The sequence below is a fragment of the Sulfitobacter sp. G5_S2_6_S6 genome, assembly GCF_054968505.1.
Window position 1 is genome coordinate 59677 of record NZ_JBQKUI010000007.1, and the last position, 19823, is coordinate 79499.

Below are 19823 nucleotides of genomic sequence, written 5' to 3' on the forward strand. Positions count from 1 at the left end.
CTTGTGATCGCGGGCGCTGCCCCTACACCGACAGATACTGATCCCGAATTTCCGGCTGCGATTGCAGCGCGGCGAGCGTGCCGACGAATTTCTGTGTGCCGTGTTCGATGATCACCACGCCATCGGCGACCGCTTGCGCGAAATGCAGGTTCTGTTCGGACAGCAGCACCGTCAGCCCCTCTGCCTTGAGTTGCAGGATCACGCGGGCCATCTGTTCGACGATCACCGGCGCGATGCCTTCGGAGGGTTCGTCCAGCAGGATGAACGCGGGGTTGCCCATCAGGGTGCGGGCGATGGTCAGCATCTGCTGCTCGCCCCCCGACAGTGCCTTGCCGCGGTTGTGACGGCGTTCGGCGAGGTTGGGGAAGAGGTCGAAAACCATGTCCTCGGTCCAGGTGGTGCAGCCGTCGCGGGGGGGCTGGCGGCCGACCTCCAGGTTTTCCAGCACGGTAAGCTGGGTGAAAATCCGGCGTTCCTCGGGGACATAGCCCAGACCGTTGCGCGCGACCTTGTGGCTGGGCCAGCCGGTGATGTCTTGGCCCTGATAGATGATCTTGCCCTGCCGTGGCCGCACCAGCTGCATGATGGATTTCATCGTCGTGGTCTTGCCCGCACCATTGCGCCCCAGCAGGGCAACGACAGTGCCGCGATCCACGGTAAAGTTCAGGTCATTCAGCACCTGCGCCTTGCCGTAGAATGAATTGACGCCATTCACCTCAAGCATGGGCATCCTCCTGCGCTTTGAACAGGGTGCCGCCGCCCAGATAGACCTCTTGCACCTGCGGGTTGTTGCGGATCTCGTCGACGGTGCCGTCGGCGATCAGCTGGCCACGGTTCAGCACCATGATGCGGTGCGAATGGGCAAAAACCACGTCCATGTCATGTTCGGTAAACAACACGCTGATGCCCCGTTGCTCCAAAATATCGGCGGTCAGCTGCATCAGCGCGATCCGTTCACGCGGTGCCATGCCAGCGGTGGGTTCATCCATCAGCAGCAGGATCGGGTCATTGGCCAGCGCAACCGCCAGTTCGAGCCGTTTGAGGTCACCATACGCAAGCACCGCGCAGTGGCGTTCGGACTGGTCGACCATGCCCACGGTATCAAGCAGCGCCAGCGCCTCTTCGCGGTAGAGTTTATGGGCGAAGGTGGTCAGGGAATAGAGCCGCTTGTGATGCGACATGAGCGCCATCTGCACGTTCTCGACCACGGTCATCGAGGCATAGGTCGCAGTGATCTGGAACGTCCGCCCCACCCCCATGCGCCAGATCTTGCGCGGTTGCATGCCCGCGATGTTTTTGCCCATCAGCTGCACGGTGCCCGACGACGGCTTGAGCTGTCCCATCAGCATATTGAAACAGGTGCTTTTGCCCGCGCCATTGGGGCCGATCAGCGCCAGCAGCTCTCCCTTGGCAAGGTCAAAGCTCACGTCATCCACCGCCTTGATGGCACCGAAATTGCGGGACAGATTGCGCACAGACAGGATCGGGCTCATTTCGCGTCCTCCGGTGTTTTCAGCAGGCCAATGCGTTCGCCCGCCTTGCGCAGCGATCCGACGATGCCTTCGGGGCCAAGGATCACGACAAAGATGATCAGCAGACCCAAGGCGAGGCGCCAATATTCGAAGCGGGTCAGATAGTCTTTGACGCCCTCAAAGAAGGCTCCGCCGACCCAGCCGCCCGACAGGGTCTTCACCCCGCCCAGAAACACCACGATCAGCGCGTCGAAACTGCGCGCGGTTTCAAGCTCGTTGGGGAAGATGCTGCCCTTGGAGAAGACGAACAACCCGCCCGCGAGCCCCGCCATGATGCCCGCAAAGGTAAAGGCGACCCACTGGATGCGTTTGGTGTTGATCCCCATCGCCTCGGCTTGTCGCGCACTGTCGCGGGCCGCGCGCATGGCATAGCCAAAGGGCGCATGCGCAGCTTGGCGCAGCAGCAGGATGCCCCCGATGCAGAAGACAAAAGCGAGGTAGTAATAGACATCATTGTCCGACGCCCAATCGGACGGCCAGATGTTGACCAGCCCGTCGTCGCCCCCCGTCACATCACCCCACTGGAACGCGAGGCTCCAGAGCAGTTGCCCGAAGGCCAGCGTCAGCATGGCAAAGTAGACACCGGTGGACCGCAGGCAGACCCACCCGATCACCACGGCGGCCAGCCCCGCGCAGATCGGGGCCAGCACCAGCGCCAGCTCCATCGGGGTGTCGGCATAGGTCACAAACAGCGCCGCGGCATAGGCCCCCCCGCCAAAGAAGGCCGCGTGGCCAAAGCTGACCAACCCGCCCTGCCCCAGCATGAAATGCAGCGAGGCGGCGAAGAGACAGAAGATCATGATGTCGGTCACCAGCACCACGGCGAAATTCCCGCCGTAGAACGGCAGCAGCGCAAGGATGAACAGCCCCGCCATCACCAGCAAGCGCATGCGATTGCCCGCGGGCTTGATCGGGCGCTCCGGCTCTCCGGTCTGGCCATGCTCGCCCGCGATCTCCTCTTTCCCGAGCAGGCCGAAGGGGCGGAACATCAGGACGATCACCATGACGACAAACATCAGAACAAGCGTCGACTGCGGCGCATAGGTCACGCCAAATACATTCAGGACCGAGATGATCACCGCCGCCAGATAGGCCCCCGGCAGCGACCCCATGCCGCCGATGACCACGACCACAAAGACCGCACCAATGATGCTGAAATCCATCAGCAGATCGGCACCACCCTTGGGCAGTTGCAACGCGCCGCCAAGCCCTGCAAGCGCACAGCCCAGAAAGAAGACGCCCGTGAACAGCCACGCCTGATTGACCCCAAGGGCACCGACCATCTCGCGGTCTTGCGTCGCGGCGCGCACCAAAGTGCCGACACGGGTTTTCGTGATCAGATACCACAGGGCGATGGCGACGAAGGGCGTGATGATGATCAGCGCGATGTCATATTGCGGCACGGGTTCCCCCATGATGCGGATCACCCCTTTCAGCCCCGGCGCGCGCGGGCCCAGCAGATCTTGCGGGCCCCAGATCATCAGCGCAAGATCCTGAATGACAAGGATCACGCCAAAGGTCGCGACCAGCTGGAACAGTTCAGGCGCGCTGTAGACAGGGCGCAGCACGCAGATCTCGACGATCACCCCGATCAGCCCGACAATCAGCCCCGCCAGCAGGATCGCACCCCAGAAGCCGACCATGCCCGGCAACACCTGCATCAGCGAATAGCCGACATAAGCCCCCAGCATATAGAACGACCCATGGGCAAAATTCACCACCCGCGTGACGCCAAAGATCAGCGACAGCCCAGAGGCAACCATGAAGAGCGCACCCGCATTGGCAAGCCCAGTCAGAATCTGTGCGATGAAAAGGCCCATGGGCACCTCTTGATGTTGGGGATGGGGTCAGATGCAGCCAAGGGGGCTTCCCCCCTTGGCTGCGGGTCCGGATTATTCTGCCGGACGCAGTTTCGACACCTCTTCGTCAGACGGCAGGTAGTCGGCACCGTCCAGATAGGTCCAGTCGGTCATGACGCCCGCACCGTCCTTGAGCATGGTCTTCCCGACAAAGGCCCCCATGGTGGCCTGATTGTCGATCTCGCGGAAAGTGATGTCGCCCACGGGCGTCGCCACATCCAGCCCTTCGAAGGCCATACGGATCGCGTCACCCTCGGTCGATCCCGCCTTGCTGATCGCGGCCGCGATGCTTTGCGCGGTCATATACCCGACGAGAGACCCGAGCTTTGGCGTTTCGTCGAATTTCGCCTGATAGGCATCAACGAAAGGCTTGTTCGCGCCATCTTCATCCGAGAAGTCATACCAGGGATAACCGGTCACAACCCAGCCTTCGGGGGCTTCGTCGGCTAGCGGTTCAAGGTACTCCGGTTCGCCCGAAAGCAGACCATAGACCGTGCGCCCGTCGAACAGACCACGGGTGGTGCCTTCGCGGACGAATTTGGCAAGGTCGGGGCCGAAGGTCACGTTATAGATCGCGTCCGGCTTGGACCGCTCCAGCGCCTGAACCTCGGCGCCGGCGTCGATTTTGAACAGGGCGGGCCATTGCTCTCCGACGAATTCGACCTCGGGCTTCAGTTCGGTCAGCACTTCCTTAAAGGCGGCCACCGCGTCTTTGCCGTAGGCGTAGTTGGGTGCGATGGTCGCGTATTTCACGGCATCGGTCTTGGCGGCCTGTTCCGCCAGCATCGCGGCTTGCATATAGGTCGAGGTCCGCAGGCGGAAGGTCCAGGGGTTGCCTTGGCTCCAGGTCAGGGCATCGGCCAGCGGTTCGGCGGCGAGGTACACCCAGCCCTTTTCCGCCGCGACCGAGGAGATCGCCAGACCGACGTTCGACAGGATCGAACCGGTGATCATCACGGTGCCTTCGCTGGTCATCAGTTCTTCGGCGATTTTGATCGCTTCACCGGGGTCGCCCTGATCGTCGCGGAAGATAAATTCGAGCGGCCGGTCCAGCACACCGCCATCGGCGTTGATTTCCTCGAGCGCCAGTTCGATGCCCTGTTTATACGGCTCGGCAAAGGCGGCGAGACGTTTGTAGTGGTTGATCTCTCCGACTTTGATCGGGTCGCCCGACTGCGCCGCTGCGGCAAAGCCGGTGACGCCAAGGGCAAAGGCCCCTATGACGCTGTTCAGGAATGTCTTTCTGTTCATGTGATGGTCCTCTCGTGTTGGGGTGTGCCGTCTGCTGCGGCTTTGCTTTTTATGGATCAATCATGCTGGACAAAGACCGGTGCGACGGGGTCGCCCAGATCGTCCGTCGCCTCTGCCTCGATCCGGTCGCGGATGCGTTTGCGGTAGACGTTGGGCGCTTTGTCGATAGCGATGCGGATGGGTTTGCGTTTTTGGGGGCGCTGTTCTTCTTGGTGGACGGCTTCCAAAATCGCCTTGTCCTCGGCAAATGCAACGCGGAACATCGCGTCCATTTGGTCCGACGCGGCGTCATCGCCTAGGGCGGTGTTGCGCAGGTGCATCCAGTGGTCGATCGTATAGTCCTCTGTCACGGGTGTGACGAAATGGAGCGCAAAGATACGCACGCCTTTGTTGCGCTGATCTTCGGGAAGTTCAAGCTTTGCATCGGACGACCCAAAGTCAATCACGGCGGTCGAGGGCATGTGCAGATAGTAATAATGCCAGCGGTCCACATTGCCGCTAAAGCCGCCGAATGCCTTGAAAAAGCCGATGGGTTCCGCGTCTCTGATCCAGCGCCATGCCACGATCACCTCATCTGCGGTTTTGACGTGCACGGGTACGTTTTCAGAGGCCGCATTGCCCAATGTCGTCGGATGGACAAAGCTGACATGCGCCGGATCAACAAGGTTTTCGGCAACGTTGAGGTAATTTGCGCGGATATGCAGCTTGTCCCCGTGGTGGACGTGCCACCCCTCCTGACCCAGCTCGGGCAAGTCAAAGGCCAGCGCGGGGTCGGCCTTGTCGGCGTCTCCCATCCAGATGAACACAATGCCGTGGCGTTCCAGCACCGGATAGCTGTCAACATAGGCGGATTTGGGCAGGTTCGATTGCCCCGGCACCCGCACGCAGGCCCCGTCCGCGCCAAAGGTCATACCGTGATAGCCGCATTGAATGGTGTCGCCGATGCGCTTGCCCTTGGACAGCGGCAGCAGCCGGTGCGGGCAGCGATCTTCGAGCACGGCGATCTGGCCATCGCTGGTGCGGTAGGCTACTAGGTTCTGCGCAAGCAATGTCAGCGGCACCAGCTCATCGCCAAAGTCGGTAGACCAACCCGCAACGTACCAAGCGTTTCTGACAAAGGACATCGGTTCACTCCTTGCTCTGCACAGCTTCATGAAGGACCAAAAAATTGTTAGCTGTCAAACAATTTCTTGCACCCCATCTGATATAGACCCCAGATGGAAACCGTGGGATGATAGTGCCTAATCTATACGCATTGACCCAAGAGCACTGGATAAGAACCTTGGTTGAAACCACACAAGACCTGACCCTGACCGCAGACTATGCGTTGGAACAACAGATCGGGTTCAAGCTGCGCCTCGCGAACCAGCGCCACCTTGAGATCTTTAACCGGCGGATGCCGGATATCACGCCGACACAATTCGCCGTACTGGCCAAGCTGCGCGACGAGGCGCGGATCAGCCAGAACCACCTGGGGCGTCTGGTCGGGATGGACGCGGCGACCACCAAAGGCGTGATCGACCGGTTGCGCAAAAAGGGGCTGGTCCATTCGACCCCGTCAAAGACCGACATGCGGCGGCTGGAGATTTCGCTGACCGACGAAGGCATCGCGGTGACCGCCAAGGCGATTGCCACCGCGCAGGAAATCTCGGCCGAGACGGTCGGCAACCTCACCCCGCGCGAGGTCGACCGGCTACTGGCCTTGCTCGAGAAACTATAGGCTCTAACGCAGGCCGTCCTTGCCTTCGGCCTCGGCATGGGTCAGCCCGCCGACACGGGGCAAGGGGCGCCCGGAATCTGTGACAGCCACGGCCACCAGTATCTCGCCCGCGCGCGGCGCGTCGTTCAACCGCACCTCGATCCCGTCGAAATGGCTGCGCACATAGGCCGCGTCCTTGTGCCCTAAAGGCACGTCAAGCACCTGCCCCGGCCCGCCCATCTTTTTGGAAGACGGCACCAGTGCGGCCCCCTTTTCAACCGCGACCCGCAGCGGTGCGCCTAGCTTCGGGTGCAGGATCGCGGCGGCGTGTTCCAGCTCTCCCCCCTCGCCCACCATCGCGGCCTTGCCATAGCTTTCGGCCTGCGCGGGGGTGATCCCAAGGGCCGCAACACATTTATCGCCCAGCAATCCCCCCAGCTCTGCGCCGATGTCCATCAGCGGGGTCAGGTCTTCCGTATAAGAGCCTGCAAAGGGGTTTTTGATCACGGCCACAGCAACGGCCTTGCGCGTGGGGGGCGATATCTGCTGCCCGATCTCGCGGTGAGTCTCTTCGACCCAAGTGGCGATTTTGCGGATTTCGGCGCTCATCTCAGGCCATCCTTTCCTTCGATTTCCTTTGCATCCAACCCGCCCGCGCGGTTGTGGATACGTGCCCCTGTGGTCATCACAAGGATCACCGCCATTTCATCGGCGCGGGGGCTGTCGTTCAGGCCGACCTCGATTGAATCGAAATGGCTGCGGACATATGAGGCATCGACATGGGTCACAGGCACATCCAGCCGCACCCCCGCCGCGCCGACCTTTTTCGTCGACGGCACAATCGCCTTCGATCCGCCCAATACATCGCGCATCGCATAGCCGCCGGGGGCGTGCCAGAGCGCACCGTGCTCCAGCTCTCCACCCGTGCCGACGATGCTGCCTTTGCCGTAGCCTTCGATCTGTGCCGCCTCGACCCCGAGCGCCGCCAGCAGCTTTTGCGCCATCGCGACCCCCAGCGGTTTGAGGTCTTCCATAAAGGGCTGGATGTCCTCGATATAAGAGCCTGCATAGGGGTTTTGGATCACAGCCATGACCGACCCGCGTTTCAGCGGCGTATTGGCGCGGGGGCCGCCTTCGTGGAAAATCTCTTCGACACTGGTGACGATTTTGCGGGTCATAACCTCAGGCATATTCGGGGGCTTTCACTAGGGATTTCAGGGTTTCGGGCAAGCCGATGACAGTATGTTTGTCGCGCAGAAAAAGCGCCGCGCCAGAGATGAGGCCACGGTCGCGCAAACCCTGCGCCGCTGTCGCGCCTGCATTGAGGGCGTGGTTAACATCGACAGGGGAGAGCGGCCCGACATGGGTGACCACCGGGGCCGCACCAAGGTCACTGTCGTCGTGCAACCGGTTCGCGGGGCTGCGCCGGATCGCGGGATGGGCGGGCAGATCAACGGCGTTGCCAAGTTTGGTCGCCGCCGCATCGGCCATCGCGGCGGATCGGGCCAGCACGGTGACACTGTCGGCGATGCCCAAAGACTGGCTGCGCCCGCCCTGCCCGCTGGTGGCGATGCCGCGGATGGGGTCATTGCTGCGGATCGTGACGGTGCCAAGCGACCGCCCGTCCAGCCCCGCGATGCCCACGTCAAAACGCGCGCCCTCGGTCAGATGCAGCGCGATATCGCCACCGTTGTTCACATAGGCGCGGGTCAGATCGGCGGCATCCACCATGGCCGACAATACCTCTGCCGCGACGGCACCGGCGACGCAGATCATCGGCGTGGTCAGCCCGTCGGCATGGGGCAAGGCGGCGCGGTACATGGCGCGGGCGATCTTGCCTTTCGGTTTGGTGCCCACAGGGCGGCGCAGCAGGGGCAGCTCTGCCGTCAGTTCGGACAGGATCGTGCCAAAGCGATCGAAACCCGCGCGAAACGCCAGATCTCGCGCGCCATCCGCCCCGATGACCAGATCAATCGGGCCGTGGGACAGATGCAGCCTGCCACCGGGGAGAAGAGCCGCCTGTGCCGTCATGTCTTGTCCTTCGACCAGCCGTAGTTTTCCCGCGCATTAGGGTCGGGTTGCAGAAGTTGCTGCGCCACCCGTCGCACATCATCGGTGACCACATCACGCACGGGCTGGATATGCTCCATATGCCCGCCAAGCGTGCCGTAATCCTCGCGCCGCAGGGTGAATTCGATCGGTGCCACCAGCGCGGGTGTGGGTACATAACCGAAAGAGTTCGTGGGCATATCCATGACATCCACCATGACGGTAATGCCGCCCCCCGGCCAGACATAGGCCTCGGCCCCGCCGCAGGACACATGGGTCAGCGATTCCTTGACCGACCGCGTCAGCCGCACGGGGTTCTCTGTCACGCCGGCGCGCAGACTGCCGCCCGCCCCTCCCATGAACAGCACCGAACAAAGCGAGGGTTCGCAATTCTCGGCGATCCGGTCCGCGACGACCAGCAGCTCGGGCGTGATCTTGGCGGGTTGCGGGATCAGATCGTCATCCAGCGTGAAATAGGCCCATTGCTCTCCGGTGGTAGAGATCATCAGCAGCCGCAGCCCCGGCCAGGCTCGCTTCGGGTCAGCGTCACGCAGGATGGTCAGCGGGTCTTCGACATCGGTACCGCCCCATCCGGTGCCGGGGTCCGCCACCTGAAAATACCGCCCCGGCGTCGACCGCCGCCCGTTCACGCGGATGCCAGAGGGGGTCATATCCAGCCCTTTGCCCGCCTCGTGTTCTGTCAGCACGCCGGTGATGTGATCATCGACAACGACGACCTCGTCCACATGCCCGTGCCATTGTTTGGCGAACATTCCGATGGTCGCTGACCCACAGCCCACGCGCATCAGCTTTTCCGGGACGCCGTTGATGATTGGCGCTTTGCCCGCCTCGACCACCATGGTGACGCCGCCGTCGATGGTAACCTCGACCGGTTCACGGTTACATAGGCGCAGCAGCGCGTCACAGGTCACGCGGCCTTCTTTCTTGGAGCCGCCGGTCAGATGCTCGACCCCGCCCAAAGACAGCATCTTGGACCCATATTCCGAGGTCATCACGTGTCCGATCGCTTCTCCGTCAACGCGCACCACGGCGCGCTCGTCGCCGATGTGGCGGTCGGTGTCGATCTTCACCTTGACCCCGCAATACGAAAAAATGCCCTCGGTCACGACGGTGATCATATCCACGCCCTCGACCTCTTGGCTGACGATGAAGGGCGCGGGTTTGTAGTCGGGATAGGTGGTCCCCGCCCCTACGGCGGTGACGAAATCGCGCCCGCCCTGAATGACGTCGCCGTCCCAATCTTGCGCGTTGTCGCCCTGATCCAGAAAAGCGACGGCCTTGGCCCCCGACTGGATCACGGTCAGCGGATCCAGCCGCACCAGCTCGCCCGCGTGGTTGGCATAGCGGTCGCAGGCGCCGGATTTGCCGTCGGCGATGAAACACATCACCGGGCAGGCATCGCAGCGGATTTTCACAGGCTTGGGGTCGCGCAGGTCGTCAGGCATGTCCGGCCTCCTTCAGGGCGGCGCGCAGGCGCGTCGGCGTGGCCGGTGTCTGCGTCACGCGCGCACCGGTGGCATGGTAGATCGCGTTGAGGATCGCGGGGGCGGTGGGGATCAGCACATGTTCGCCCAGACCTTTCGCGCCGTAGGGCCCATGGGCGTCAGCCACCTCCAGGATCAGCGTCTCGATCGGGGGAACGTCGCCGATGGTCGGCACCAGATAGTCATGCAGGTTCTCGGTGCGCCCGGGGATATATTCCTCCATCAGCGCCATACCGAGCCCTTGGGCGATGCCACCCTGTACCTGCCCCTCGACCAGCAACGGGTTGATCGCGCGGCCCACATCATGGGCGGCGACAAAGCGCAGCGGGCGGCAAAGGCCAAGGGCGATATCCACCTCGACCACCACCAGATGCGCGGCATAGCCAAACTGCGCATAGGGCACGCCCTGCCCGTTTTCATCCAGTGGTTTGACCGGCGGATCATAGCTTTCCTGCGCCTGCAGCACATAGCCCTGCGCATCGACCGGCAGCCGCGTCAGATCAAGGCGCTGCGTGCGCCCGCCGTCGGCCACCGTGAGTTGCCCGTCTTGGCAGTCGATCTGCGCGGCGGGGCCCGCATTGACCTGCCGCAGAATCTGCGCCCGCAGTGCCTCTCCGGTCCTCAGTGCGGCGTTGCCCGACACAAAGGTCTGCCGCGAGGCAGAGGTTTTGCCCGCGTCCGGCGTGATATCGGTGTCACCGCCCAGGATCTTGATCCCCTCGACCGACAGCCCAAGCGCTTGGGCAAAGATTTGCGGGATCACCGTATTGGCCCCCTGCCCGATGTCCATCGCGCCTTGGTGCAGCACCACCGTGCCATCCGCCCGCACGCCCGCCAGAATGGTCGACGGGTTCGGCAGCGAGGTATTGCCGCAGCCGTACCACGCCCCCGCGATCCCGACACCGCGTTTCACCGTGTCATCCTTTGCATTGAACCGGGCGCATTCGGCTTTCGCCTCCTCCCACGCGGGGCGCAGCGCCTCTAGGCAGGGGGCGATGCCGACGCCCTGATCGAACACCTGCCCGCAGACCGTGGGCACCCCGTCCGCCAGCGCGTTCTTCAAACGGAACTCCAGCGGATCAAGCCCCAGCTTTTCGGCCAGCAGGTCAAAGGCGGTTTCCTGTGCGATGGCCGATTGCGGCACGCCGAAGCCACGGAAGGCACCCGCGGGGGGGCAATGGGTATGCACGGCACGGCTACGTGCGCGATAATCAGAGACGTGGTAGGGGCCAGAGGCATGCACCGGCACGCGATTGGCGACCGTCGGACCCCAGCTTGCATAAGCACCGGTGTTGAAATCCCCGTCGAACCGCAGCCCCGACAGCGTCCCATCCGCCTTGGCCCCGACCTTGATCGTGATCTGCGCGGGGTGGCGTTTGGTGGTCGATTGCATCGTCTCGGCGCGCGCATAGGTCATGCGCACGGGCCGCGCCGTCTTGAGCGCGGCAAGCGCGATGAAGGGCTGCAACGACAGGTCAATCTTGGATCCGAAACCGCCCCCGACCGCCGTCGGCACAATGCGGATGTCAGCCATAGGACGGTCAAGGATCGCGGCCAGTGCTTCGCGGTCCATACCCGGTGCCTGGGTGCAAGCGTGCACATGGATGCGCCCGTCGATCACTTGGGCAAAGCCTGCCTCTGGCTCGATATAGCCATGTTCGACAAAACTGGTGGTATATTGCGCCTCGACCGTGACATCGGCGGCGCCGAGCGCGGCCTCCACATCGCCGCATTGCACGAAGCCGCCGCACATGATGTTCCCTTTGCGATCCTCGAACAGCTGTGGCGCGTCGGGGGCGGTCGCGGCATCGGTATCGGCAAGCGCAGTTTGTGGCGACCAACGGACAGGGAAGCTTTCCAGATCAAGGGCGATCATCGCCTCCGCCTCTCCCACGACGCAAGCAACCGCCTCCCCCCGGAACCGGATGTGGTTCACGGCGAAAACCGGCTGATCGATGAAGCCGGGGATCACGCCAAAGGCGTTGAGGCCGGGCACGTCATGTGCGGTCAGGATGCAATGGATACCGGGCTGCGCGCTGCGCCATGCCTCAAGATCGCCGAAGGTAAATCCGGCCGAGGCATGGGGCGCGCGGATGACCCGCGCGACCAAAGCACCGGCTGGGGCAACGTCATCGCCAAACGCCTCTGACCCGTCGACCTTGGCCTGCCCGTCCAGCCGCCGTGCAGGCTGGCCAAGCGCGGTAGAGGCGACAGTCAGCCCGTCGGCAGCATGGGCCCCGACCACCGCGTCGATGATCTTGCGATAACCGGTACAGCGACACAGCACGCCGCCAAGTGCATCCTGCACCTGCGCCGCGCTCGGCTGCGGCACCTCGCGCAACAACGCCACGGCAGAGACCATCATCCCCGGTGTGCAAATCCCGCATTGCGCGGCCTGATGGTGCTGGAAGCTTTGCATCAACGCCTGCGCGTCGTGGTCGGTTTTCACCAGCCCTGCCAGCGTCTCCACCTGCCGCCCCACCGCCTGCTGCACGGGCATCAGGCAGGCGCAGACCGGCGCGCCATCGACCAGCACAGTGCAGGCCCCGCAATCGCCCGCGTTGCAGCCGATCTTTACATCCTTGCGGTCCAGCCGCTCGCGCAGCGCGTAAGACAAGCGTTCACCGGGCAGCGGTTCAACCTGCGCAATACTGCCGTTCAGGGTGAAAGAGGTCACTTCTGTCGTGGTCGGTTTATCCATCACAGGGCCCCTTTCAAGGCGCGCATCACAGCGCGGCGGACCAAAGTGACGCTGGCGCCAAGGCGATAGTCGGCACTGGCGCGGGCATCTGTAATGGGGCTTAGCGATTGATTCAGATCCGCGCCCATACGGTTTTCTACATCGCCAAGGGCGCTACCGCGAAGCTGATCCTCAAGCGCGGTCAGCCGCTGCGCGACGGGTGATGCGGCGCCGATGGCGATGCGGATATCGGTGAGCCTGCCGCTCTCGACCTCTGCGAGTACCGCGACCATGCAGATCGAGATCACCAGATACTTCCGCGCACCGAGTTTGACAAAGCTGCTGTGACTATCAGCCGGGGGCGCGGGGATGTGGATAGCGGTGACAAGCTCGTTCTGGGCGCGGTCGGTCTGGCGCACGCCTTGCAGGAACTGCGACAAGGGCAGCACCCGCGATCCGTTTGCGCTGCAAAGCTCTACCTCGGCATTCAGTGTCAGTAGCGGCGGCACCCCGTCGGCGGCAGGAGAAGCGTTGCACAGATTCCCCGCGATGGTGCCTGCGTTCTGGATCTGGATCGACCCGACCTCGCGCGCCGCCAGCTTGAGCCCGTCGAAAGCGGCGGGCAGATCAGCGCGGATGATGTCTGTCCATGTGGTGGCCGCCCCGATACACCAGCCTTGGTCTGTTTGGCTGATGCCGCGCAGCTCTGGCAAGCGGGTGATATCCAACAGGTCGCCCGTCACCGGGCGGTCGCCGCGTGCGGGGAACCAATCGGTCCCCCCCGCGATGATCGACACCGGCCCCGCGGCCAATGTGGTTAACGCTTGATCCAATGTCGTCGCGGTCAGGTAGCTCATCCGGTCACCTTTTGCTGCGGGCGTAAAACTTGTTGGTATACGAATAGAAGTGCGTCGGGTGCCTTCGTGTCAAATCAATTCGCATGTCGTTAGCCGACAAAGGCTTTTTCGACCACAAAACCGGCAGGGCGGTTATTTGCCCCCTCCACCAGCCCGAAGGATTCGAGCGCGGCCTTGGTGTCGTTCAACATGGCCATCGACCCGCAGATCATCGCGCGGTCGGAATCAGGAGAGATCGGCGGCACGTCCAAGTCGAGGAACATCTTGCCCGACGCCATCAGGTCGGTTTGCCGCCCTTCGCGCGGCCACGGCGCGCGGGTCAGCGTGTCGTATAGGGTCAGCCTTTGCGCCAATTCCCCCACCAGCGGATCGGCCTTGAGGCTGGCGACCAGATCACGGCCATAGGTCAGCTCTTTGGCGGTGCGACAGGTGTGGCAGAGAATCAGGTCGTCAAACTTCTCATACGTCTCGGGGTCACGGATGACCGACGCGAAAGGCGCGATGCCGGTCCCCGTGGCGAACATCCACAGCCGTTTTCCGGGCAGCAAGGCGTCATTCACCAACGTTCCCGTCGGCTTGCGGCGCATCAGCACGGTATCACCGACCTTGAGCTTTTGCAGGTGCTGCGTCAGCGGCCCGTCCGGCACCTTGATAGAGTAGAACTCGACCCCCTCGTCCCACGACGGCGACGCGATGGAATAGGCGCGGAACACCGGCTTTTCGGCATTGGGTAGCCCGATCATCACGAACTCCCCCGACCGGAAGCGGAAGGACGGGTCGCGGGTGATGCGGAAGCGGAACAGGCTGTCGGTATAATGCTGCACCTGCGTCACCGTTTCGGCAAAGACACCGGCGGGGATCGGGAAGCTGGGGCGAGAGAGAGAAGCGGCGTCCATGGAAAGTCCTTATCGGCTGCGGATGTATTATTGTTTGTATGCGAATGATTATCTGTCAAGTGTTTCATCTTGATCGGTCGTATTTTTCTGTTAGCGTTCAAATGAAACTGATGCTGCTTGAAAGGCGTGCCCCATGTCAGACACCTCTGCAAAACTCGTGATCCGGAACATCGGGATGATCCTGACCGGCAAGATGGAAGACCCCATTGCCGACGGGGATTGCCTGATCGCGATGGACGGAAAGATCACGGAATGGGGCTATGCCAAGGATATGGATTGCGACGGGGCCACGACAGAAGTCGACGCCCATGGCGCGACGCTGGCACCGGGGTTGATCGACAGCCATGTGCACCCGGTGGTGGGCGACTATACCCCGCGCCAGCAGCAGTTGGGGTGGATCGATTCAACGCTGCACGGCGGGGTGACCACGCTGATCTCTGCCGGCGAAGTGCATATGCCGGGCCGCCCGAAGGATATCGTCGGTCTCAAGGCGATGGCGATCGCGTCGCAGCGTTGGTACGAAAACTTCCGCCCCTCGGGCGTCAAGGTTCACGCGGGTGCGCCGGTGATCGAACAGGGCATGGTAGAGGAAGACTTTGCCGAGATGGCCAAGGCCGGCGTGACCCTGCTGGGCGAGGTCGGACTGGGCACGGTCAAGGACGGCAAGACCGCCGCGCAGATGGTCGGATGGGCACGCAAATACGGCATGCAAAGCACGATCCACACCGGCGGCCCGTCGATCCCCGGATCAGGGTTGATCGATGCGGATATGGTGCTTGAAACCGGAACGGACGTGGTCGGGCATATCAACGGCGGGCACTCTGCCCTGCCCGACGATCAGATCATCTGCCTGTGCGAGGGCTGCAAGGCCGCGCTTGAGATCGTGCACAACGGGAACGAACGCGCCGCCTTGCTGACGCTGAATACAGCGCGCGAGTTGGGCAAGCTTGATCAGCTGATCCTGGGCACCGACGGTCCGGCTGGGTCCGGCGTGCAGCCTTTGGGGATCATGCGCATGGTTGCGATGCTGTCGTCGCTTGGCGATGTACCTGCCGAGGTCGCCTTTTGCTTTGCCAACGGCAACACCGCACGGCAACGCAAGCTGGACACCGGATTGATCGAGGTCGGCAAATGCGCCGATTTCGTCCTGATGGATCAGGCACAGCATGCGCCCGGCAAAAATATGCTTGAATCTGTGCAACTGGGTAATCTGCCCGGTGTTGGCATGACGGTGATTGATGGCGTTGTACGCAGCCTCCGCAGCCGGAATACGCCCCCTGCCACGCGGCTCCCCGAGCTGATTTGCGGCACCGTCGGCGCCTGAACGCCGGCACAAGCGGCTGCGGCGGGGGATCTGCCGCGCCTCAAGTGACGCGATGTTTCAATGACATCGCAGGTGCCATTGGCCGCTTTCCCCGGTTTCGGGGAAAGTAGGGCTTTCCTTACCTTTATATTCATGGTCAATTTTCGCCGAGATATGGGGCCGCAGGTGCGGAGGGCCTTGGTGCGCGTAAAATCCTGTCAAACGTCAGCTTGCGGAACATCGTTCCATCATGCGGTATTGGCAGTTTGAATTTTAGCGCTTAGGCTGCAGAAATCAGAGTCGCGGACAATCGTGGAGGAGTGTCCGGCAACAGGCTCGATAAGGGAGGACGAAATGGCCACACTATCTGTATCTATGCTGTCTGCGGGCGGGTGCATATGACCGCAATGACCCCCGAAGAAGCCATTCGCCACGTGGTTTCAACGAACCCGACGTTCGAAGTAACCGAAAGTAATATCCGTGGCGTCACCTATAAAACATTCAAGAATATCCCGAAAACCCTGGACGGGCTGATCCAGGCAAGCCGCGAAATCCAGGGCAATGGTGCGGCAGAGTTTCTGGTCTATCAGGATGAACGCTGGACCTATGATGCGTTCACCGCCGATGTGAACCGCATCGCCAACGGGCTGCGCGACAGGCTGGGGATCAAGACCGGCGACCGTGTCGGCATCGCGATGCGCAACTATCCCGAACTGCTGATGCTCACGCTGGCGGTCGCGTCAGCGGGTGCTGTGGTGGTGTTCGTCAATGCGTGGTGGACCACCGAAGAGCTTGACTATGCGTTGCAAGACAGCGGGGCCAAGACGGTCTTTGCCGATGGTCCCCGTTTTGAACGGATGAAACCCTTGGTGGATGATCTGGGCCTGCGTCTGATCGGCGTGCGCGATGCCGAGGAAATGGGCCCGCACAAGCTGTCGGCGCTGATGCAGGGCATGGCCGAAACGCCGCCCGAAGGGGTCGATCTGGACACGGACGATGATTTTGCGGTGATGTATTCCTCTGGCACGACGGGCAAGCCGAAAGGGGTGGTGCAGACCCACCGCGGCGCGCTCAGCGCGGTGTTCAGTTGGCTGTTACAAGCCGTCGCCGCGCCGCTGGTCACACCCCCTGAACCCGGCGCACCGCCCGCGCCGCGCCCGTCGGGGTTGATCGTTACGCCGCTGTTCCACGTCACCGCGACGCATCCGCTGTTTCTGCTTAGCCTGCCCGCTGGTGCCAAGATTTCCTTGTTGCACAAGTGGGACGCGGAAGAAGCGGTGCGCGTGATCAACCGCGAAGGCGTGACCCGTTTTCTCGGCGTGCCGACGCAATCTGCCGACCTGCTGGAAGCCGCAAAGCGTATGGGGGAAACCCTGCCGACGCTCACCTGGCTTGGCGCAGGCGGGGCGAAACGCCCTGCGGCGCAGGTGGCGCAGTTGAAAAACCAGTTCCCCGCCGCAGATATCGCGACAGGCTGGGGAATGACCGAGACGAACGCGCTTGGCATCGGCATGGTGGGCGAGGAATACAACAAACGCCCCGACGCCGCAGGCAAGCTGCATCCGCCGCTGCAAGACATCCGCTTTCTGGACGACAAGGGCAACGATGTTCCGCAGGGCGAATTGGGCGAAATTACCGTCAAAAGCCCGGCCAATATGCGCTGCTACCTCAACAAGCCGGAAGCCACCGAAGAGACGATGCAAGACGGCTGGCTGCGCACCGGTGATCTGGGTGTGATCGACGCCGAAGGCTATATCACCATCCTTGATCGCAAGAAGAACATCATCATCCGGGGCGGCGAAAACATCGCTTGTCTGGATGTCGAGGGCGCGCTGCACACGCATCCCGATGTGATCGAGGCTTGCGCATTTTCCGTGCCGGACCCGCGCTTGGGCGAAGTCGTCGGGGCCTCTGTGCAGACCCGCGATGGCAAGCCTTTGACGCAAGCCGACATGGCGGCGCACCTCGACGGGCGGCTGGCCAAATTCAAGATACCCGAAAAACTGTGGTGCCAGGACGGTCCTTTGACCCGTGGTGCCACCGACAAGATTGACCGCCGTGCGATCCGCGCGGCCTGTCTGGACACATAAGGCCCACCAACCGGGCCGGAAGAAAGGAAGACTATGAACACCCCAACCGACGCAGAAATTGGTGCCTATATCGGTGCTGCCGGCAAAGCCGCATGGGAGGTCCCGGACCTGCCCGCCAACACCAAACAGCGCGAGATCAAATCCGTAGGCATCATCGGCGCGGGTACGATGGGCGGCGGCATCGCGATGAACTTTGCCACCGCGGGCATCCCCGTCACCATCGTCGAGACCACGCAAGAAGCGCTGGACCGCGGGTTGAAGGTCGTGCGCGGCAACTACCAGCGTAGCGCCGATAAGGGCCGTTTCCCGCAAGAAGAAGTCGAAGCGCGGATGGGTCGCTTTGACGGCAAGCTGGAACTGGCAGCCTTGGCCGAGTGTGATCTGGTGATCGAAGCCGTGTTCGAAGACATGGAGCTGAAGCGCAAGATCTTCACCGAGCTGGACCGCGTGATGAAACCCGGCGCGATCCTTGCGACGAACACCTCGGCGTTGAACATCGACGAAATCGCAGCGATGACCAAGCGCCCCGAAGACGTGATCGGGCTGCACTTTTTCTCGCCTGCCAACGTGATGAAACTGCTCGAAATCGTGCGCGCGAAACACACTGCCGATGACGTGGTCGCGACCTCGATGGATCTGGCGGCCAAGATCAACAAAATCGCTGTGCTCGTCGGCGTTTGCCCCGGTTTTGTCGGCAACCGCATTTTGTTTGCGCGCCAGAAACAGGCCAACAAGCTGCTGCAACAAGGCTTGATGCCCTGGGATGTGGACGCCGCGCTGAACGCCTTTGGCTTCAAGATGGGGCCGTTCCAGATGTCCGATCTGGCCGGTCTGGACATCGGCTGGTCCAAAGGGGCCAAGACCGAAAACCCGATCCGCGATGCGCTGTGTGAAATGGACCGTCGCGGCCAGAAGACCCAAGCGGGTTTCTACGACTATGATGAATCCCGCCGCCCGATCCCGTCGGATGTGGTTGCCGGTGTGATCAAGGACATCACCGGTGCCGAGGCCAACCAGATGTCGCAGGAAGAGATCATCGAGATCTGCATCTACCCGATGATCAACGAAGCGGTCAAAATCCTCGAGGAAAACAAGGCGCAGCGCCCCTCTGACATCGATGTGGTCTGGCTGAACGGCTATGGCTGGCCCGCCGATAAGGGCGGCCCGATGTTCTATGGCGATATGGTCGGTGCGCAGGCCGTGCTGGACGTGATGGAAAAGCTGGGCGCCGAAGACCCCGAATTCGCGCCCGCTGAACTGCTGCGCGACCTGGCCAAGAATGGCGGGAAATTCACTGAAATCGACACCGGAGGGCTGAAGGTATGAGCTATCAATATATCACCACCGAAAAGAAGGGTCACATCCTTGTTGTGACCATGAACCGCCCCGAGGTGTACAATGCCGTGCACGTCGACATGCATAATGAAATGGCCGATTGCTGGGACGCTTTTGCAGCGGATCAGGATCTTTGGGTCGCGGTTCTGACCGGTGCGGGGGACAAGGCGTTCTCCGCGGGGAACGACCTGAAAGCCACAGCCGCGGGCGGGTCAAAGGCGACAATGCCCGCCAGCGGCTTCGCCGGTCTGTCCTCGCGTTTTGATCTGGAAAAGCCCATCGTCGCAGCCGTCAACGGTTTCGCCATGGGCGGCGGGTTTGAAACGGCGCTGTCGTGCGACATTATCCTCGCCTCCGATCAGGCAAAATTCGCCCTGCCCGAGGTCAAGGTCGGTTTCTTCGCCGCGGCGTCCGGCGTGCAGCGCCTGTCGCGCTATATCGGGCGGCTTGCCGCGCAAGAGATGATGTTCACCGGCCGCACCATCATGGCCGATGAGGCGCTGTCGATGGGCTGCGTTAACGCGGTCTACCCTGCCGACCAGCTGATGGCGAAAGCGATGGAAAAGGCCGAAGAGCTGTGCGCCGTGTCGCCGTCGGCGGTCAAGGCCACGAAACGCGTCCTGAACGACATGTACAAGCGCGACGGGATGCAAGACAGCATCGCCTATTCACGCGAGGTGATCGCGGATCTCAGCAAAACCGAAGATTTCAAGGAAGGCGTGAACGCCTTTGTCGAAAAACGCAAACCCAACTGGGTCAATAAATAA

Annotated in this window: 17 protein-coding genes; 5 read left to right on the forward strand and 12 right to left on the reverse strand. The window is 62.2% G+C overall.

Annotated elements, in window-relative coordinates:
- Positions 1-22: 22 nt before the first annotated feature.
- The 5 genes from ACTRWK_RS12490 to ACTRWK_RS12510 form a co-directional block, all read right to left on the reverse strand.
- Positions 23-724 (reverse strand): ABC transporter ATP-binding protein, encoded by a 702-nt coding sequence (locus ACTRWK_RS12490; protein ID WP_005848905.1) that lies wholly within the window; start codon positions 722-724, stop codon positions 23-25.
- Complete coding sequence (locus ACTRWK_RS12495; RefSeq protein ID WP_037941929.1) at positions 717-1493, reverse strand: ABC transporter ATP-binding protein; 777 nt, start codon at positions 1491-1493, stop codon at positions 717-719. The genes ACTRWK_RS12490 and ACTRWK_RS12495 overlap by 8 nt, the downstream gene beginning before the upstream one ends.
- Complete coding sequence (locus tag ACTRWK_RS12500; RefSeq protein ID WP_005848902.1) at positions 1490-3352, reverse strand: ABC transporter permease; 1863 nt, start codon at positions 3350-3352, stop codon at positions 1490-1492. Before ACTRWK_RS12500 ends, ACTRWK_RS12495 begins: the two co-directional genes overlap by 4 nt.
- A 72-nt stretch (positions 3353-3424) precedes the next feature.
- On the reverse strand, positions 3425-4642 hold the full coding sequence (locus ACTRWK_RS12505; protein ID WP_037941926.1) for an ABC transporter substrate-binding protein: 1218 nt from the start codon (positions 4640-4642) through the stop codon (positions 3425-3427).
- Positions 4643-4698: 56 nt separating this feature from the next.
- Positions 4699-5766 (reverse strand): aromatic ring-hydroxylating dioxygenase subunit alpha, encoded by a 1068-nt coding sequence (locus tag ACTRWK_RS12510; protein WP_037941925.1) that lies wholly within the window; start codon positions 5764-5766, stop codon positions 4699-4701.
- A 158-nt stretch (positions 5767-5924) separates the two neighbouring features.
- On the opposite strand from ACTRWK_RS12510, the gene ACTRWK_RS12515 reads away from it, so the two are divergent.
- Positions 5925-6362 (forward strand): MarR family winged helix-turn-helix transcriptional regulator, encoded by a 438-nt coding sequence (locus tag ACTRWK_RS12515; protein WP_005848896.1) that lies wholly within the window; start codon positions 5925-5927, stop codon positions 6360-6362.
- A 3-nt stretch (positions 6363-6365) separates the two neighbouring features.
- On the opposite strand, the gene ACTRWK_RS12520 is transcribed toward ACTRWK_RS12515, so the two are convergent.
- The 7 genes from ACTRWK_RS12520 to ACTRWK_RS12550 all read right to left on the reverse strand — a co-directional run bounded on the left by ACTRWK_RS12520 (position 6366) and on the right by ACTRWK_RS12550 (position 14328).
- On the reverse strand, positions 6366-6950 hold the full coding sequence (locus ACTRWK_RS12520; RefSeq protein ID WP_037941922.1) for an amino acid synthesis family protein: 585 nt from the start codon (positions 6948-6950) through the stop codon (positions 6366-6368).
- Positions 6947-7531, reverse strand: coding sequence for an amino acid synthesis family protein (locus tag ACTRWK_RS12525; RefSeq protein ID WP_037941918.1), 585 nt, complete (start codon positions 7529-7531; stop codon positions 6947-6949). The genes ACTRWK_RS12520 and ACTRWK_RS12525 overlap by 4 nt, the downstream gene beginning before the upstream one ends.
- Positions 7524-8372, reverse strand: coding sequence for a UPF0280 family protein (locus ACTRWK_RS12530; RefSeq protein WP_037941916.1), 849 nt, complete (start codon positions 8370-8372; stop codon positions 7524-7526). Before ACTRWK_RS12530 ends, ACTRWK_RS12525 begins: the two co-directional genes overlap by 8 nt.
- Positions 8369-9856, reverse strand: coding sequence for a hypothetical protein (locus ACTRWK_RS12535; RefSeq protein ID WP_005848888.1), 1488 nt, complete (start codon positions 9854-9856; stop codon positions 8369-8371). The genes ACTRWK_RS12530 and ACTRWK_RS12535 overlap by 4 nt, the downstream gene beginning before the upstream one ends.
- Positions 9849-12596: a molybdopterin-dependent oxidoreductase gene (locus ACTRWK_RS12540; protein WP_462843946.1), complete on the reverse strand. Its 2748-nt coding sequence runs from the start codon at positions 12594-12596 to the stop codon at positions 9849-9851. Before ACTRWK_RS12540 ends, ACTRWK_RS12535 begins: the two co-directional genes overlap by 8 nt.
- Positions 12596-13432, reverse strand: a complete 837-nt coding sequence (locus ACTRWK_RS12545; protein WP_037941912.1) for an FAD binding domain-containing protein — start codon at positions 13430-13432, stop codon at positions 12596-12598. Before ACTRWK_RS12545 ends, ACTRWK_RS12540 begins: the two co-directional genes overlap by 1 nt.
- Before the next feature lie 89 nt (positions 13433-13521).
- Entirely contained in the window at positions 13522-14328 is an 807-nt protein-coding gene (locus ACTRWK_RS12550; protein WP_289082024.1) for a ferredoxin--NADP reductase, read from the reverse strand.
- Between the two features lie 133 nt (positions 14329-14461).
- Here ACTRWK_RS12550 and ACTRWK_RS12555 point away from each other — a divergent pair, with 133 nt between their 5' ends.
- The 4 genes from ACTRWK_RS12555 to ACTRWK_RS12570 all read left to right on the forward strand — a co-directional run bounded on the left by ACTRWK_RS12555 (position 14462) and on the right by ACTRWK_RS12570 (position 19823).
- Positions 14462-15652 carry an amidohydrolase family protein gene (locus tag ACTRWK_RS12555; protein ID WP_005848879.1) on the forward strand — a complete coding sequence of 397 codons (1191 nt, stop codon included), beginning with the start codon at positions 14462-14464 and terminating at the stop codon, positions 15650-15652.
- Positions 15653-16029: 377 nt separating this feature from the next.
- Entirely contained in the window at positions 16030-17721 is a 1692-nt protein-coding gene (locus ACTRWK_RS12560) for a class I adenylate-forming enzyme family protein (RefSeq protein ID WP_462843947.1), read from the forward strand.
- Positions 17722-17754: 33 nt separating this feature from the next.
- Complete coding sequence (locus tag ACTRWK_RS12565; protein ID WP_289082022.1) at positions 17755-19047, forward strand: 3-hydroxyacyl-CoA dehydrogenase; 1293 nt, start codon at positions 17755-17757, stop codon at positions 19045-19047.
- Positions 19044-19823 (forward strand): enoyl-CoA hydratase-related protein, encoded by a 780-nt coding sequence (locus ACTRWK_RS12570; protein ID WP_009824290.1) that lies wholly within the window; start codon positions 19044-19046, stop codon positions 19821-19823. The genes ACTRWK_RS12565 and ACTRWK_RS12570 overlap by 4 nt, the downstream gene beginning before the upstream one ends.

What these genes read in the sequence shown, in the direction of transcription:
- ACTRWK_RS12490 (WP_005848905.1), bottom strand. Translation starts at nt 724, where the DNA reads ATGCTTGAGGTGAATGGCGTCAATTCATTCTACGGCAAGGCGCAGGTG.
- ACTRWK_RS12495 (WP_037941929.1), bottom strand. Translation starts at nt 1,493, where the DNA reads ATGAGCCCGATCCTGTCTGTGCGCAATCTGTCCCGCAATTTCGGTGCC.
- ACTRWK_RS12500 (WP_005848902.1), bottom strand. Translation starts at nt 3,352, where the DNA reads ATGGGCCTTTTCATCGCACAGATTCTGACTGGGCTTGCCAATGCGGGT.
- ACTRWK_RS12505 (WP_037941926.1), bottom strand. Translation starts at nt 4,642, where the DNA reads ATGAACAGAAAGACATTCCTGAACAGCGTCATAGGGGCCTTTGCCCTT.
- ACTRWK_RS12510 (WP_037941925.1), bottom strand. Translation starts at nt 5,766, where the DNA reads ATGTCCTTTGTCAGAAACGCTTGGTACGTTGCGGGTTGGTCTACCGAC.
- ACTRWK_RS12520 (WP_037941922.1), bottom strand. Translation starts at nt 6,950, where the DNA reads ATGAGCGCCGAAATCCGCAAAATCGCCACTTGGGTCGAAGAGACTCAC.
- ACTRWK_RS12525 (WP_037941918.1), bottom strand. Translation starts at nt 7,531, where the DNA reads ATGCCTGAGGTTATGACCCGCAAAATCGTCACCAGTGTCGAAGAGATT.
- ACTRWK_RS12530 (WP_037941916.1), bottom strand. Translation starts at nt 8,372, where the DNA reads ATGACGGCACAGGCGGCTCTTCTCCCCGGTGGCAGGCTGCATCTGTCC.
- ACTRWK_RS12535 (WP_005848888.1), bottom strand. Translation starts at nt 9,856, where the DNA reads ATGCCTGACGACCTGCGCGACCCCAAGCCTGTGAAAATCCGCTGCGAT.
- ACTRWK_RS12540 (WP_462843946.1), bottom strand. Translation starts at nt 12,596, where the DNA reads ATGGATAAACCGACCACGACAGAAGTGACCTCTTTCACCCTGAACGGC.
- ACTRWK_RS12545 (WP_037941912.1), bottom strand. Translation starts at nt 13,432, where the DNA reads ATGAGCTACCTGACCGCGACGACATTGGATCAAGCGTTAACCACATTG.
- ACTRWK_RS12550 (WP_289082024.1), bottom strand. Translation starts at nt 14,328, where the DNA reads ATGGACGCCGCTTCTCTCTCTCGCCCCAGCTTCCCGATCCCCGCCGGT.
- ACTRWK_RS12555 (WP_005848879.1), top strand. Translation starts at nt 14,462, where the DNA reads ATGTCAGACACCTCTGCAAAACTCGTGATCCGGAACATCGGGATGATC.
- ACTRWK_RS12560 (WP_462843947.1), top strand. Translation starts at nt 16,030, where the DNA reads ATGACCGCAATGACCCCCGAAGAAGCCATTCGCCACGTGGTTTCAACG.
- ACTRWK_RS12565 (WP_289082022.1), top strand. Translation starts at nt 17,755, where the DNA reads ATGAACACCCCAACCGACGCAGAAATTGGTGCCTATATCGGTGCTGCC.
- ACTRWK_RS12570 (WP_009824290.1), top strand. Translation starts at nt 19,044, where the DNA reads ATGAGCTATCAATATATCACCACCGAAAAGAAGGGTCACATCCTTGTT.